This window comes from Streptomyces sp. NPDC090127 (genome assembly GCF_044746945.1).
In the GTDB taxonomy this organism is placed as follows: domain Bacteria; phylum Actinomycetota; class Actinomycetes; order Streptomycetales; family Streptomycetaceae; genus Streptomyces.
Map to the genome: position 1 here is coordinate 1,192,097 of NZ_JBIVDE010000001.1, position 14,741 is coordinate 1,206,837.

Consider the following 14,741-nt stretch of genomic DNA (forward strand, 5'->3'; position numbering starts at 1 on the left):
AACTCACGCCCCACAGAGGAGGACCTCGAGGTGGCCGAGGACTACATCACACCGAAAGAGCTCGAAGCGGCCCTTGCGGAGGAGCGGAAGAACGCCGCAGCGGAGGCGGAGAAGAAGAATCTCACCAGCGCCGCCGACGTCAAGGCAGCGATCGACGCCTACGACAAGGACAAGGACAAGGAGGACAAGGCAGAGCGGGTAAAGGACTGGGATCACTGGGTCGCCACAGAACTCAACTCCATCAAGAGTGAGTTCACCGTCTTCAAAATGGAATGGGTCCCCATTCTGGCGACGCTCCCCGCTCTGTTCAGCGTCGAAGAACTGCTCATGCAGAAGTACAACCTCGAGTATCGAAATGGATTTCTCCAGACCCAGGGGATGATCCAACGAGGGGAGGAGCGGGCTCTCCGTCGCGCGGAGACACAAGCGCACGCGGAGAACGAACGTCGCAACACGGAGGCCGCGGCGGCGGCTGCCCGCAACCAGCCGCCGGCAGACGGGACACAGCCGCCCGGGACCCAGCCGCCCGGCACCCGCCCCCCGGGCGGCGGAACCCGGCCGCCCGGCACCACGCCCGGCGGGGGCCAACCGCCCCGGAACCAGCCGTCCACCACTCCGCCCCGCAACCAACCGCCCGCACGCCAGCCCGGCGGCCCCGCGCCCCGGCGGCCTCCCGCCAACCCCGCGCCCCAGGTCACCCCGGTCGCTCCTCAGGCGGCCGGCGCCCTCCGGAACGCGGCCCAGGCGGCCGACGGAGTGACGAACGCGGCGAACCGCGCGGCGGGCGCCGTCGGCAACTGACTCACAGAAACCCGGTGGCCCATGTCTCTCGTACGTTCGCTCGGCAGAGCGTCCCAGTCCTTCAAGGACCTCCAGTCCAAATCCACCGCCACGGACCGCGCCCTGGGCGGTCTCCGTTCCAGCGCCACCCGTGGCGAGCAGGGTCTGAAGAACATCCGGAGCGCCGCCCAGGGCTCCACGCGCGAACTCAACAATCTCAAGTCCGCCGCCGACAAGGCGGAGAAGTCCCTCGCCAAGGCCGGGAAGACCGGCACCACCAGCGGAACCCAGGTCGGCAATTTCAAGAAGGGCGCCGACAACGCCTCCAAGGGCATGAACGGCCTCAACAAGTCCATGAAGGGCAACTTCATCGCCCGGCTCATGGAGCTGTTCATGCCGCTCATCGAAAAGGTGGTCGACATGGCCACCCGCTCCAAGACGATGCAGAAGGTGCTCAAGACCGCCTTCGACGCCATCAAGAAGGTCATCAGCACGGTCATGAAGGTCGTCGGACCGATCATGACGAAGGCCGGGGCGCTGATCAAGAAGGTCTGGGACGGTATCAAGAAGGCCATCTCGGTCGTCGTCAGCGCCGTGCAGACGGTCATCTCGAAGTACTTCAACGCCTGGAAGAAGATCATCACCACGGTGATGAACGCCGTGAAGTCGGTCATCTCCGGCGTCTGGAACGGCATCAAGGGCATCATCATGCCCGTCGTCAACTGGATCAAGGACGTCGTCCCGCGGGCGTTCAGCGCCGTCAAGGACAAGCTCTCCAGCATCTGGGGCGGCCTCAAGGACATCGCCGGCCGGGCCTTCGACAAGATCAAGGGCGCCGTGAAGGGCCCGATCAACGCCGTGATCGGCCTGATCAACAGCGCGATCGGCAAGCTGAACGGCATCAAGGTCTCGATCCCCGGCTGGGTCCCGCTCGTCGGCGGCAAGACCTTCGGCGTCAACCTGCCGAAGATCCCGCAGCTCGCCCAGGGCGGTGTCGTCCAGCCCCGCCGCGGCGGTGTGCACGCCATCGTCGCCGAGGCCGGTGAGGCCGAGGCCGTCCTGCCGCTCTCCAAGCTGGACCGGCTGCTGCGGCACACCGCCCGCGCGAGCCGCGCCCAGGCGATGAACGCGGGCGCCGGTGCCACGCACGGCTTCCAGATCGAGAACTACTACGAAGCGGCCGGCAACGACCTCCAGCAGACCGCGCACGCCCTGCTGTTCCTGTCCAAGGCCCGCGGATGACTGCCGCCGCCGTCGCCTCCATCAACCTGGCCCTGGGCCACCTGCGCGGCGTCCCGAGCGCGGCCGCCCAGTTCCGGGTCCAGGCCCAGGCGGCCACGCGCGCGCTGGCGGCCGTCCAACGTGCCGCCGGACAGGGCTCCACCGCCATGGACCGGATTCGGAGCGGAGCCTCGGCGGCCGCCACCCAGCTCCAACAGGTCAAGGCCCGAGCCGACACCTCCGCCCAGTCCCTCACCAAGGTCGGCCGCACCGCCACCACCACCGCCCCCAAGCTCAGGTCCGTCGGCACCAAAGCCAAAGGCAGCTCCGCGCCGCTGAAGTCGATCGTCTCCGGCGGCTCGGCCTTCGGCGGCGTCGCCGGTCTGCTCGGCAAGGCCTCCGGCGCCCTCTCCCGGATCATGGGCGTCCTCGGCAAGGGGCTCTCCGTCGCCGCCGGTGTCATGACCGGCGTCAACGTGGCGATGCGCGCCAACCCGCTCGGCTTCCTCGCCGGGCTGATCGTCCCGCTGCTGGCCGCCCTCATCACGTACGCGATGAACACCGAGACGGGCCAGCGGATCATGAAGCAGGTCTTCGACCAGGTGCGGAAGACCTTCGAGGCCATCTTCAAGTTCCTCGGGCCGGTCGTCACCGCCTACGGAACCGTCGTCGCCCAGTACTTCAAGGCCGTCCAGACCATCATCGACGGCGTCCTGAAGGTCATCGGCGCAGTCGTCTCCGGCGACTTCGGCAAGGCCAGGGACGCCATCTCCAGCGCCACGAAGGCCCTCAGCGACCTCGTCCGACGGCCCTGGAACTCCTTCAAGACCGCGATCCAGCCCACCCTGGACTGGATCACCAAGAAGATCCCCGACATGTTCACCCGGGTGAAGGACGCCACGTCCCGCACCCTCGGCGGCATCGGCGATTTCATGACCACCGGGCTGCAGACCCTGGCCGGGGTCATCACCGGCCCGATCAAGGGGCTCATCGCCTTCGCCAACTGGGTCATCGACGGCCTCAACAGCCTCAGCTTCTCCCTCCTCGGCAAGAAGTTCGGCGTCAACATCTCGAAGATCCCGCAGCTCGCCGAGGGTGGCGTCGTCCACCCCTCGCCCGGCGGCGGGGCCTCCGCCGTACGGCCGCTCTCCTCACTGGAGCGACTCCGCCCGGCCGAGGCCGGCCACCGCGCCGCGCCCGCCCCGCACGTGGAGCGCGCCCGGCTGCACACCTATCGCGAACCGGCGGGCCGCAGCGCCCACGCCATCGCCGAGGACCTGCTGTTCCTGCACAGGACCGCAGCCTGACGAAAGGGAGGTGACGGCCCGTCATGGCCGAGACCACCATCGCGTACACGGACGAGACGGCACCCGGCTCACTGATCACCCGCGACGGGCAGATCCAGTGGGCCGGACTGCTGATGGGACCCGGTACGCCGTACCAGATCGACCGCTCCGGCCTCACCGGCTGGGACGACCTGCCCACCCTCGACACCGGCGACGTGCCCCGACCCGACCAGCACGGTGCCTGGCCCGGCGCCGTCTGGGCGCAGCCCAGGCTCGTCGGCACCACCGTCTGGCTGGTCCCGCCGACCACCGAGCGGGCCCTCGACACCACCGCCGCCTTCCGCGCGGCCACCGGCCCCGAGGGCGGCGAACGCTGGCTCGCGGTCCGGCTGCACGGCGAGACCCTCGCGGTCCGCGCCCGGGTCAGCCGCCGGGTCGTGCCGCAGGACCGGTCGTACGTACGCCAGGGACTGGCCAAGGCCTCCCTCCAGTGGACGGCGACCGACCCGCGGCGCTTCGGCGCGGCCCTCCGTCAGGGCCAGGCCGGCCTGCCGGTCTCCGAACCCGGACTGGTCTGGGAGAGCGAGGCGGGCAGCGGCCTCACCCTGCCGCTGGACTGGGGCGGCACCGGCATCGCCGGCAGCTTCACCGCCGTCAACGACGGCGGCGCGCCCGCGCATCCGGTCGTCGAGTTCCGCGGCCCGGTCCGCAGGCCGACGCTGACGCGGATGAGCGACGGCCGACAGCTCCAGTACGACATCGCCCTGGGCGTCGGCGACATCCTCACCGTCGACACCGAGGCGGGCACGGTCCTCCTCAACGGCACCGCGTCCCGGCTCTACACGGCCACCCCCGCCTCCACTCCGGAGCAGCTGTTCCGCCTGGAGCCCGGCAACACGGGGCTGGCCTTCCGTTCCAACGACGCGACCCCCGATCCCCGGGCCTCCGCCACCGTCCGCTGGCGCGACTCCCACTGGTGACCGGCCCGACCGGACCCCACCTTCCGCAATCCGCATTCCAGGAGGAACCATGCCCGTACGCAGCGCTTGGCTGATCAACCGCACCGAGACCGAGTCCGGCCAGTCCCGCTCCGACACCCGGCTCGCCCCGATCGGCACCATGGCCCCGACCGGCGCGCTGTCCACCGCCTCCGGCATCGTCCCGGGCGCCAAGGACGGCCTCTACATCATGGACGCCCTGTACGTGTACGGGGACACCGCCGGCATGACGGCGAACGTCTCCCCGGGCCGGGCCGTCATCCAGGGCAAGGCCGCCGCCGGCGCCTACCCGGTCGTCCTCACCGACTACACCCAGGTCACCTTCGACGACGGCGACGCCAACAACCCGCGGATCGACCTGGTCCTGCTGCGCGTGTACGACGCCCAGTCCGACCCGATCATCGGCCGCACCGAAGCCGTCCTGGAGATCCTGAAGGGCGCCCCGGAGCCCGACCCGAAGACGCCGGCGGTCCCCGAGGGCGCGATCGGCCTGGCCCGCGTCACCGTCCCGGCCGGCGTGTCCGTCGGCACCGGCGGCCTCGACTGGGGCACCGCCGTCTACGACCTGCGCCACCCGACCGTCTCCGTCGGCGGCATCATCCCGGAGTCCTGGAACCGCGACGTCAAGGGCGGCTACCCGGGCCAGTACCGGGACAACGCGTCGCAGCTCCAGCGCTGGGACTCCGCCCGCTGGGTCTCGTACCCGAAGCAGATCGGCGGCATCGCCCCGCAGGGCGCACTCGCCAGCGGCGAGTACGAGGGCCAGTTCCGCGACGAGGGCGGCCGGCTCCAGCGCTGGGACGGCACGGTCTGGCGGCCCGTCGTCCCCACCACCGGCTGGGCCTCCAACGCCGACGGCGGCTACTGCAAGAGCACCGCCTGGGTCGAGGTCGTCACCGACACCACCTCGCCCGGCATCGCCACCACCTTCACCACGCCGGTCTCCGGGGCGGTGCTGATCTCCGTGGGCTTCCACGGCGGCAACGCGGTGGACGGCACGACCTGCCGCATGTCGGTGAACATCCGCCAGGGCAGCACGCTCGTCCTCGCCGCCGACGAGGGCCGCGCGGCAGTGGTGTCCGGTCGGTCCAACTACTCCGTCTCGACCATGTTCCGGGTCACCGGCCTCAAGCCGCACACCGTGTACAACGCGGTCGGTGCCTACCAGTCGTCCGCCGCCAGCAACAACGCCTGGTACGACAACCGGTACATCCGCGTCGACCCGGTGCTGTGAGCCGCCCGATGACACACACCGTCGCCACGCCCGTCTACCGGGCCCTCTTCTGCGATCTGCGCACCGATCAGGTCCTCGACGTACTCCCGCTCACGGAGACCAAGTTCGACGACTTCATCGGCAAGTCCGGATCGCTGTCCGCGACCGTCCCGCTGCCCAACCCCGCCCTCGCGGTGCGGGCCAAGGCGGCGCTCCAGCCGGGCCGCACCGCGGTCTGGCTGGAGCGCGACGGCGACATCTGGTGGGGCGGGGTGCTCTGGACCTGCACCCCGTCCACCGACGACCGGGGCCGGAGCCAGGTCCAGTTCCAGGCCGGCACCTTCGACTCGTACCTGGACCACCGGATCCTCTCCGGGGACCTGGTGGGCACCGCCACCGACCAGTTCGAGATCGCGCGCGCCCTGGTCACGCACGCCCAGGAGCAGCTCGGCGGTGACATCGGCATCAGCCTCGGCGCCGAACTGTCGGGCATCCGCAGGGACTTCGCGTACGGGTACACCGCACTCGCCCGGATCCGCGAACTCCTCGACAAGCTCGGCCAGCTCGCCGACGGCTTCGAATGGCGGGTGCACTGCTACCGGGACGCGCAGGGCCGCCGGGTCAAGCGCCTCCAGCTGGGCCACCCGACCATCCAGGCGAGCTCCTCCGACATCGTCCTGGACCACCCCGGTCAGATCCTGACGTACAGCCTGCCCACGGACTCCACCGTGCAGGCGAACGTCTGGGTGGCCCGCGGCGAGTCGGACAACACCGACCAGTCGAAGGACTCCACGCCCCTGACCGTCCGCGCGATCGAGGAGGACGACCTGCGGGCCGGCTGGCCCCGGCTGGAGCTCAGCTCGGACCACAGCGGGGTGAAGGACGAGGCGACGCTCGGCTCGCTGGCCAAGGCCGAACTGGCCCGCCAGCGGCGCCCTGAGCAGATCCCGGAACTCACCGTACGGGTCGACGGGCGCATCACCCCGGCGCTGCTCGGCGCCCGGATCCGGCTCCGGATCCGGGACCTGTGGCACCCCGAGGGGCTCGACAAGCAGTACCGGATCGTCGGCCTGGCCGTCGAACCGCCGCAGCGCACCAAGCCCGAGACGGCCACGCTCTACCTGGAAGGGGTGTAGACCCTTGGCGATCATTCCGACGGATCTGCTGGACCGCATCCGCACCCTGGAGCGGCAGATCCGCGACCTGATGGGCAGTGCCAACACGAACCCGGCGCTCAACGAGATCATGGGCGGCGACGTCGTCATCGGCGACGGCGGCCGGCTCCGGGTCCGCACCAAGGGCGGCGAGGACCTGCTGTACCTGGGCAAGGTCGAGCCGGACCGGAACGAGAAGACCCCGCAGCAGGGGCTGGTCGTCCGGCGCGACGACGGGTCGCTCGCGTTGACGGTGTGGACCGGCGCGCCGGACACCCTGCCCACGCAGCCGGTCCAGATCTTCGACCGGCGGGGCAACGTGGTGGTCGCCGACGACGCCGCCCATCACGGCCTGGCCCGCCCGTACATCCCGTACCCGCTGCCGGAGCCGGTCGACACGGCCCGCTGGGAGGGCACCGGCGCCACCACCTGGACCACGCTCTACCGCGGCCCGGGCATCGTCCAGCACCCCCGGCTGTACTGCCACATAGCCGCCCAGGGCACGGCCGGCGCCGAGGTCCAGCTGCTCGTGGACGGCACGCCGGTCGGCGGGGTGGGCTCGCCGGGCCCCGGTCTGGTCTTCACCGAACCCCTCTCCGTCGACTTCGGCGCGACCGCCGTGTTCGAGGTGCAGGCGAAGGTGGCGGCCGCCGGCGACACGATCCGCTGCCGCCCGCTGGCGCTGTACGGCATCCAGTCCTGAGCCGACACCCACCCGTGTGGGCACCCCCGGGCGGAGCCCCGTCCTGAGCCGACACCCGCCCGGCGCCGACACCCCTCCCGGGCGGAGCCCCGCCCTGAGCCGACACCCGCCCGGCGCCGGCACCCCTCCCGGGCGGAGCCCCGCCCTGAGCCGACACCCGCCCGGCGCCGGCACCCCTCCCCGGGCGGAGCTTCGCCCCGGCGCCGGCGCCCCTCCCCCGGGCGGGGCGCCACTCCGGCGCCCCGCCCGGACCGGCCGGGACCCCATCCCCCCGGCCCCAGGCCCCACGACCCGAGCAAGGAGGCACATCCGTGCTGCCCATCACCATTCCCACGGTGCGCGTCACCGCCCGCTACCTGACCCCGGACGGCAGTCCGATGACCGGGACCGTCGAGTTCCGCCCGCCGTCCCTGCTCACCCACGCCGAGGCCGACGTCTTCGTCGGTGGTCCGACCCGGGCCACCCTCGACGCCGAGGGCCGGATCAGCGTCGTCCTGCCGGCCACCGACACCCCCGGCTGGAACCCCGTCGAGTGGACCTACCGGGTCACCGAGAAGCTCGGCGGGCTCGGCGCCACACGGGCGTACCAGATCGTGCTGCCCGTCGCCCGCCCCACCGTCGACCTCGCCGACATCGCCCCGGCGGACCCGAGCACCCCGCAGTACGTCGCCGTCCCCGGCCCGCCCGGCCCGGCCGGTGAACTCGGCCCGCAGGGCCCGGCCGGACCGGTCCGCTCGGTCAACGGGCGCACCACGCCGGACATCACCCTCACCGCCGCCGACGTGGCCGCGATCGCGACCACCAGGGCCGGCGTGGCCGGTGGCGTGGCGCAGCTCGGCCCGGACGGCAAGGTCCCGGCCGCCCAGCTGCCCGCCCTCGGCGGCGCGGTCTCCTCGGTCAACGGCAAGACCGGCGCGGTCGTGCTCGCCGCCACGGACCTGGGCGCGCTGACCCCCGCCGCCGGCGACGCCCGCTACCTGGGCATCAACAACGCCCCGGTCAAGTCCGTCAACGGCCAGTCCGGCACGGTCGCGCTGACCGCCGCCGACGTCTCCGCGGTCAAGGCCGGCGACGCCGTGCTGCTCACCGGCGACCAGGCCGTGGCCGGCGCGAAGACCTTCGCCGTACCGCCGTCGGCCACCGTCGACCCGGCCAACGCCAACCAGCTGGCCCGCCGTGGCTACGTCGACGCGGTGGCCTCGGCGGGAACCTTCTCGCCCGCCTCGATGGGCTTCTCGGGCTGGGCGTACGACCCCGCCTCGTCGTCGGCCGCCTCCGCCCAGTACTGCATCAACGGCTGGCTCTACCTCATCGGCGTGCCGCTGCACGCGCCGACCACCGTCAAGAACGTCGTCTTCTACATCCCCGGCTACGTCGGCAACACCCTGAGCGCCAACTCCTTCGCCGGCCTCTACACCAGCGCCGGCGCCAAGGTCGGCACCACCGCCGCGCTCTCCACCCTGCTCACCGCCACCGAGGGCAAGACCGCGGTGCTGCCGCTGACCGCGCAGTACAACGCCGCCCCCGGCAACTACTGGGTCGCCCTGCTCATCAACGGCCCGAGCCCCAACACCAACGGCCCGGCGTTCATGCGCGCCGCCAGCATGGGCGCCTCCCCGGGCGGCAGCGCCCGGATGCCCGGCGCGTTCATCCGCCACGGCCGGCTCTCCACCACCGGGCAGACCACGCTGCCCAACTCGTTCTCCACGTCGACCGTGCTCGCCGACTCCAACGCGATCTGGGCGGCACTGGCCTGAGACCCGGTGGTCCCAGCCCCACCCGCACACGAAAGGACCCACCATGGCCACTCCGCTCACCGCGGACCAGCTCGTCGCCGCGCTCCTCGCCGAAGGCGTCACCGTCGTCGAGCACCGCGAATGGCGCACCCACAACCGCAACCACGTCGGCGCCTGGGGCCCGCTGAACGGCGTGATGATCCACCACACCGTCTCCAGCGGCACCGCCGGATCCGTCGACCTCTGCTACGACGGTTACGCGGCGCTGCCCGGACCGCTCTGCCACGGCGTCATCGCCAAGGACGGCACCGTGTATCTCGTCGGCAACGGCCGCGCCAACCACGCCGGCGGCGGCGACCCGGACGTGCTGGCGGCGGTGGTGGCCGAGAACTACGGAACGAAGCCGCCGGCCACCAACGAGCACCAGGGCAGCGCCGGTTCGGTCGACGGCAACGCCCGTTTCTACGGCTTCGAGTGCGTCAACCTCGGCGACGGTGCCGACCCCTGGCCGGCCGCCCAGCTCGACGCCATCGAACGGGCCTCGGCCGCGATCTGCCGGGCCCACGGCTGGAGCGCGAAGTCCGTCATCGGCCACCTGGAGTGGTCCGACCACAAGAGCGACCCGCGCGGCTTCACCATGCCCGACCTGCGGTCCCGTATCGCCGCCCGGCTGGCCGCCGCGCCGTCCAAGACCCCGGCGCCCGGGGCCGAGCCGGCCACACCGGGCGCCAAGCCGACCGCGCCCGCGAAGGACACCGCCGCCCCGCGCTACCAGCCCTTCCCCGGCGCGGCGTTCTTCACGGCCAACCCCAGCTCGCCGATCGTCACGGCGATGGGCCGCCGCCTGGTCGCCGAGGGCTGCTCGGCCTACACCGTCGGCCCGTCCCCGCGCTGGGGCGAGGCGGACCGCCGGAGCTACGCGAAGTGGCAGCGCAAGCTCGGCTTCCGCGGCTCCGACGCGGACGGCTGGCCCGGCCGCACCTCCTGGAACGCGCTGAAGGTCCCGTACACGCGCTGACCGTCTCCGTCCCCCACCCACAGAAGGAGCCCCCGATGTCCGATGCCGCCAAGCGCACGGCTCGTACCGTTCTCCAGTCCGCCGTCGGCATCGCCGTCGTGCTCCCCGCGCTCGTCGACGCCTCCGGCCTCCCCTCGACCCTCCCCTGGGTCGCCGGGGCGCTGGCCGTGGCCGGCGCGCTGACCCGGATCATGGCCGTCCCGGCCGTCCAGCATCTGCTGCCCGGCTGGCTGCGCACCACCCCGGGGGCGGCCGATGATCGAGTCTGACCAGCACGACCCGGTCACCGTGGCGGTCGAGCTGGAACGCATGCGAGGAACCCTGGAGGCGGGCCTGGCCCGCGTCGACGGCTCACTCGCCCTGCTCGTCCAGCGCAGCGACCAGTCCGACAAGCAACTCGCCGACCACGAAACCCGCCTGGACGCCCTGGAGCGCTCCCGCTGGCCCCTGACCAGCATCGCGGCCCTCACGGCAAGCGCGGGCCTGATGCTGGCGGTCTGGGAACTGGCGGGCCGATAACCGCCCGCCGACAACACCGAACGGCGGCCACCCCGTACGAAACAGGGTGGCCGCCTCTCACCCTCTCCCGGCGGCCGGGCGGGCTCTCGGCCGGAACGAGTCCCTCAACTCACCTGGCGAGCAAGCACGCACAACGCCGCAGGGCGGCCACCCCCACGAAGAGGGTGACCGCCCTGCGGTACGTCAAGCGACTCGCTTACTGGTTGTACGGACCGTAGTCGTAGTCCTCCAGCGGAACGGCCTGGCCGGAGCCGGTGCCGAACGGCGAGTAGTCGATGTCGTCGTAGCCGACGGCCGAGTACATCGCGGCCTTGGCCTCCTCGGTCGGCTCGACCCGGATGTTGCGGTAGCGGGACAGACCCGTACCGGCCGGGATGAGCTTACCGATGATGACGTTCTCCTTGAGGCCGATGAGGCTGTCGGACTTGGCGTTGATCGCCGCATCCGTCAGGACTCGGGTCGTCTCCTGGAAGGAGGCGGCCGACAGCCAGGACTCCGTCGCCAGCGAGGCCTTGGTGATACCCATCAGCTGCGGACGGCCGGAGGCGGGGTGACCGCCCTCGGTGACCACACGACGGTTCTCGGTCTCGAACTTCGAGCGCTCGACGAGCTCGCCCGGCAGCAGCTCCGCGTCGCCGGACTCGATGATCGTCACGCGGCGCAGCATCTGCCGGATGATGATCTCGATGTGCTTGTCGTGGATCGACACGCCCTGCGAGTTGTAGACCTTCTGGACTTCGCCGACCAGGTGGACCTGGACCGCGCGCTGACCGAGGATCCGCAGCACGTCGTGCGGGTTGGTGGCACCCACGGTGAGCTTCTGGCCCACCTCGACGTGGTCGCCCTCGCCCACGAGCAGACGGGCACGCTTCGAGATCGGGAACGCCGTCTCGTCGCTGCCGTCGTCCGGGGTGACGACGATCTTCTTGGTCTTCTCGGTCTCCTCGATACGGACGCGGCCGGCCGCCTCCGAGATCGGGGCGACACCCTTGGGCTGACGGGCCTCGAAGAGCTCGACGACACGGGGCAGACCCTGGGTGATGTCGTCACCGGCCACACCACCGGTGTGGAAGGTACGCATCGTCAGCTGGGTACCGGGCTCACCGATGGACTGGGCCGCGATGATGCCGACGGCCTCACCGATGTCGACCAGCTTGCCGGTGGCCAGCGAACGGCCGTAGCAGAAGGCACAGGTGCCCACCGCGGACTCACAGGTCAGGACCGAACGGGTCTTGACCTCCTCGACACCGGCGCCCACGAGGGCGTCGATGAGCACATCACCCAGGTCGACGTTGGCCGGCGCGATGACCTTGCCGTCCACGACGACGTCCTCGGCGAGCATCCGCGCGTACACGGAGGTCTCGACGTCGTCCGTCTTCCGCAGGATGCCGTCGGCACCCTTCTCGGCGATCTTCAGCTTCAGACCGCGCTCGGTGCCGCAGTCCTCCTCGCGGATGATCACGTCCTGCGAGACGTCCACCAGACGACGGGTCAGGTAACCCGAGTCGGCGGTACGCAGGGCGGTGTCGGCCAGACCCTTACGGGCACCGTGCGTCGAGATGAAGTACTCGAGGACGGTGAGACCCTCACGGAAGGACGCCTTGATGGGACGGGGAATCGTCTCGTTCTTGGCGTTCGACACCAGACCACGCATACCGGCGATCTGACGCATCTGCATCATGTTTCCTCGGGCACCCGAGTCAACCATCATGAAGATGGGGTTCGTCTTCGGGAAGTTCGCGTTCATCGCCTCGGCAACCTCGTTGGTCGCCTTGGTCCAGATCGCGATGAGCTCCTGAGTGCGCTCTTCCTTGGTGATGAGACCGCGCTCGTACTGCTTCTGGACCTTCTCGTCCTGCTCCTCGTAGCCCTTGACGATGGCCTTCTTGGCCTCGGGCACGACGACGTCGGAGATGGCCACGGTGACGCCGGAACGGGTCGCCCAGTAGAAGCCCGCCGCCTTCAGGTTGTCGAGCGTCGCCGCCACGATGACCTTGGGGTAGCGCTCGGCGAGGTCGTTGACGATCTCGGAGAGCTGCTTCTTGCCGACCGAGTAGTCGACGAAGGGGTAGTCCTCGGGCAGCAGCTCGTTGAAGAGCGCGCGGCCCAGCGACGTACGCAGACGGAACGAGTCACCCTGCTGCCACTCCGGCTCGCCCTCCTCGGCGACCGGGGGAACCCAGCCGCGCGGGGGAACGGTGCCGATCGGGAAGCGGATGTCGACCGAGGACTGCAGCGCGAGCTCGCCGGCGTCGAAGGCCATGGTGGCCTCCGCGGTGGAGCCGAACGCGCGGCCCTCGCCCTTGGTGTCGCGCAGCTCACCGTCGGTGGTCAGGAAGAACAGACCGAGGACCATGTCCTGGGTCGGCATCGTGACCGGACGGCCGTCGGCCGGCTTCAGGATGTTGTTCGAGGACAGCATCAGGATGCGGGCCTCGGCCTGCGCCTCCGCGGAGAGCGGCAGGTGGACGGCCATCTGGTCACCGTCGAAGTCCGCGTTGAACGCGGTGCAGACGAGCGGGTGGATCTGGATGGCCTTGCCCTCGACCAGCTGCGGCTCGAAGGCCTGGATGCCGAGGCGGTGCAGCGTGGGCGCACGGTTCAGCAGAACCGGGTGCTCGGCGATGACCTCTTCGAGGACGTCGTACACGACCGTGCGGCCGCGCTCGACCATCCGCTTGGCGGACTTGATGTTCTGCGCGTGGTTCAGGTCGACCAGGCGCTTCATCACGAACGGCTTGAAGAGCTCCAGCGCCATGGCCTTCGGCAGACCGCACTGGTGCAGCTTGAGCTGCGGGCCGACGACGATGACGGAACGCGCGGAGTAGTCCACACGCTTGCCGAGCAGGTTCTGACGGAATCGACCCTGCTTGCCCTTCAGCATGTCGCTGAGGGACTTCAGCGGACGGTTGCCGGGGCCCGTGACCGGGCGACCACGACGGCCGTTGTCGAAGAGGGCGTCGACCGCCTCCTGGAGCATCCGCTTCTCGTTGTTCACGATGATCTCGGGGGCACCGAGGTCGAGCAGACGCTTCAGACGGTTGTTGCGGTTGATCACACGGCGGTACAGGTCGTTCAGGTCGGAGGTCGCGAAGCGGCCACCGTCCAGCTGCACCATCGGACGCAGGTCCGGCGGGATCACCGGCACGCAGTCGAGAACCATGCCCTTGGGGCTGTTCGCGGTCTGCAGGAACGCGGAGACGACCTTGAGGCGCTTGAGCGCACGGGTCTTCTTCTGGCCCTTGCCGGTACGGATGATCTCGCGGAGGCGCTCGGCCTCCTCGTCGAGGTCGAAGGACTCCAGACGCTTCTGCAGCGCCGCGGCACCCATCGAACCGTCGAAGTACGTGCCGAAGCGGTCACGCAGCTCGCGGTAGAGGAGCTCGTCGCCCTCCAGGTCCTGGACCTTGAGGTTCTTGAAGCGGTTCCAGACCTCGTCGAGACGGTCGATCTCGCGCTGCGCACGGTCGCGCAGCTGCTTCATCTCACGCTCGGCACCTTCGCGCACCTTGCGGCGCACGTCGGCCTTGGCGCCCTCGGCCTCGAGCTCGGCCAGGTCGGTCTCGAGCTTCTTGGCGCGGGCCTCCAGGTCGGAGTCGCGACGGTTCTCGATCTGCTGGCGCTCGACGGAGACGTGGGCCTCCAGCGACGGCAGGTCACGCGTGCGGCGCTCGTCGTCGACGAACGTGATCATGTACGCGGCGAAGTAGATGACCTTCTCGAGGTCCTTCGGCGCGAGGTCGAGCAGGTATCCGAGGCGCGACGGGACGCCCTTGAAGTACCAGATGTGGGTGACGGGAGCGGCGAGCTCGATGTGGCCCATCCGCTCACGACGCACCTTGGCGCGGGTGACCTCGACGCCACACCGCTCACAGATGATGCCCTTGAAGCGGACACGCTTGTACTTGCCGCAGTAGCACTCCCAGTCCCGGGTCGGACCGAAGATCTTCTCGCAGAAGAGTCCGTCCTTCTCGGGCTTGAGCGTGCGGTAGTTGATGGTCTCAGGCTTCTTGACCTCGCCGTGGCTCCACTGACGGATGTCGTCAGCGGTGGCCAGACCGATCCGGAGCTCATCGAAGAAGTTGACGTCGAGCACTATGCGTCAATCCCTCT

Annotated in this window: 11 protein-coding genes and 1 pseudogene; 11 read left to right on the forward strand and 1 reads right to left on the reverse strand. The window is 70.4% G+C overall.

Annotation, left to right across the window (positions count from 1 at the left end; translation table 11 throughout):
* Positions 1 to 30: 30 nt before the first annotated feature.
* The 11 genes and pseudogenes from ACIPPS_RS05345 to ACIPPS_RS05395 all read left to right on the forward strand — a co-directional run bounded on the left by ACIPPS_RS05345 (position 31) and on the right by ACIPPS_RS05395 (position 10,628).
* Positions 31 to 801 carry a hypothetical protein gene (locus ACIPPS_RS05345; protein WP_401427016.1) on the forward strand — a complete coding sequence of 257 codons (771 nt, stop codon included), beginning with the start codon at positions 31 to 33 and terminating at the stop codon, positions 799 to 801.
* A gap of 21 nt (positions 802 to 822) precedes the next feature.
* A complete protein-coding gene (locus ACIPPS_RS05350) occupies positions 823 to 2,022 on the forward strand; it encodes a phage tail protein (protein ID WP_401427018.1) in 1,200 nt (399 codons plus the stop codon).
* Positions 2,019 to 3,308, forward strand: a complete 1,290-nt coding sequence (locus ACIPPS_RS05355; RefSeq protein ID WP_401427020.1) for a tape-measure protein — start codon at positions 2,019 to 2,021, stop codon at positions 3,306 to 3,308. Before ACIPPS_RS05350 ends, ACIPPS_RS05355 begins: the two co-directional genes overlap by 4 nt.
* Before the next feature lie 23 nt (positions 3,309 to 3,331).
* Positions 3,332 to 4,267: a phage distal tail protein gene (locus ACIPPS_RS05360; RefSeq protein WP_401427022.1), complete on the forward strand. Its 936-nt coding sequence runs from the start codon at positions 3,332 to 3,334 to the stop codon at positions 4,265 to 4,267.
* Positions 4,268 to 4,316: 49 nt separating this feature from the next.
* Positions 4,317 to 5,519: a hypothetical protein gene (locus tag ACIPPS_RS05365; RefSeq protein ID WP_401427024.1), complete on the forward strand. Its 1,203-nt coding sequence runs from the start codon at positions 4,317 to 4,319 to the stop codon at positions 5,517 to 5,519.
* An 854-nt stretch (positions 5,520 to 6,373) separates the two neighbouring features.
* Positions 6,374 to 6,577, forward strand: a pseudogene (locus tag ACIPPS_RS05370) (hypothetical protein); the annotation flags it as partial.
* Between the two features lie 61 nt (positions 6,578 to 6,638).
* Entirely contained in the window at positions 6,639 to 7,355 is a 717-nt protein-coding gene (locus tag ACIPPS_RS05375) for a hypothetical protein (protein ID WP_401427026.1), read from the forward strand.
* A 311-nt stretch (positions 7,356 to 7,666) separates the two neighbouring features.
* On the forward strand, positions 7,667 to 9,112 hold the full coding sequence (locus ACIPPS_RS05380) for a phage tail protein (RefSeq protein ID WP_401427028.1): 1,446 nt from the start codon (positions 7,667 to 7,669) through the stop codon (positions 9,110 to 9,112).
* Between the two features lie 43 nt (positions 9,113 to 9,155).
* Positions 9,156 to 10,109: a peptidoglycan-binding protein gene (locus ACIPPS_RS05385; RefSeq protein WP_401427030.1), complete on the forward strand. Its 954-nt coding sequence runs from the start codon at positions 9,156 to 9,158 to the stop codon at positions 10,107 to 10,109.
* Positions 10,110 to 10,144: 35 nt separating this feature from the next.
* Complete coding sequence (locus tag ACIPPS_RS05390) at positions 10,145 to 10,378, forward strand: hypothetical protein (RefSeq protein WP_401427032.1); 234 nt, start codon at positions 10,145 to 10,147, stop codon at positions 10,376 to 10,378.
* Positions 10,365 to 10,628: a hypothetical protein gene (locus ACIPPS_RS05395; RefSeq protein WP_401427034.1), complete on the forward strand. Its 264-nt coding sequence runs from the start codon at positions 10,365 to 10,367 to the stop codon at positions 10,626 to 10,628. The genes ACIPPS_RS05390 and ACIPPS_RS05395 overlap by 14 nt, the downstream gene beginning before the upstream one ends.
* Before the next feature lie 196 nt (positions 10,629 to 10,824).
* On the opposite strand, the gene ACIPPS_RS05400 is transcribed toward ACIPPS_RS05395, so the two are convergent.
* A complete protein-coding gene (locus ACIPPS_RS05400; protein ID WP_361967813.1) occupies positions 10,825 to 14,724 on the reverse strand; it encodes a DNA-directed RNA polymerase subunit beta' in 3,900 nt (1,299 codons plus the stop codon).
* Positions 14,725 to 14,741: the final 17 nt, after the last annotated feature.

Excerpts from the sequence above, each read along its gene's own strand:
- ACIPPS_RS05350 (WP_401427018.1), top strand. The coding sequence starts at position 823 with ATGTCTCTCGTACGTTCGCTCGGCAGAGCGTCCCAGTCCTTCAAGGAC.
- ACIPPS_RS05355 (WP_401427020.1), top strand. The coding sequence starts at position 2,019 with ATGACTGCCGCCGCCGTCGCCTCCATCAACCTGGCCCTGGGCCACCTG.
- ACIPPS_RS05360 (WP_401427022.1), top strand. The coding sequence starts at position 3,332 with ATGGCCGAGACCACCATCGCGTACACGGACGAGACGGCACCCGGCTCA.
- ACIPPS_RS05365 (WP_401427024.1), top strand. The coding sequence starts at position 4,317 with ATGCCCGTACGCAGCGCTTGGCTGATCAACCGCACCGAGACCGAGTCC.
- ACIPPS_RS05385 (WP_401427030.1), top strand. The coding sequence starts at position 9,156 with ATGGCCACTCCGCTCACCGCGGACCAGCTCGTCGCCGCGCTCCTCGCC.
- ACIPPS_RS05390 (WP_401427032.1), top strand. The coding sequence starts at position 10,145 with ATGTCCGATGCCGCCAAGCGCACGGCTCGTACCGTTCTCCAGTCCGCC.
- ACIPPS_RS05395 (WP_401427034.1), top strand. The coding sequence starts at position 10,365 with ATGATCGAGTCTGACCAGCACGACCCGGTCACCGTGGCGGTCGAGCTG.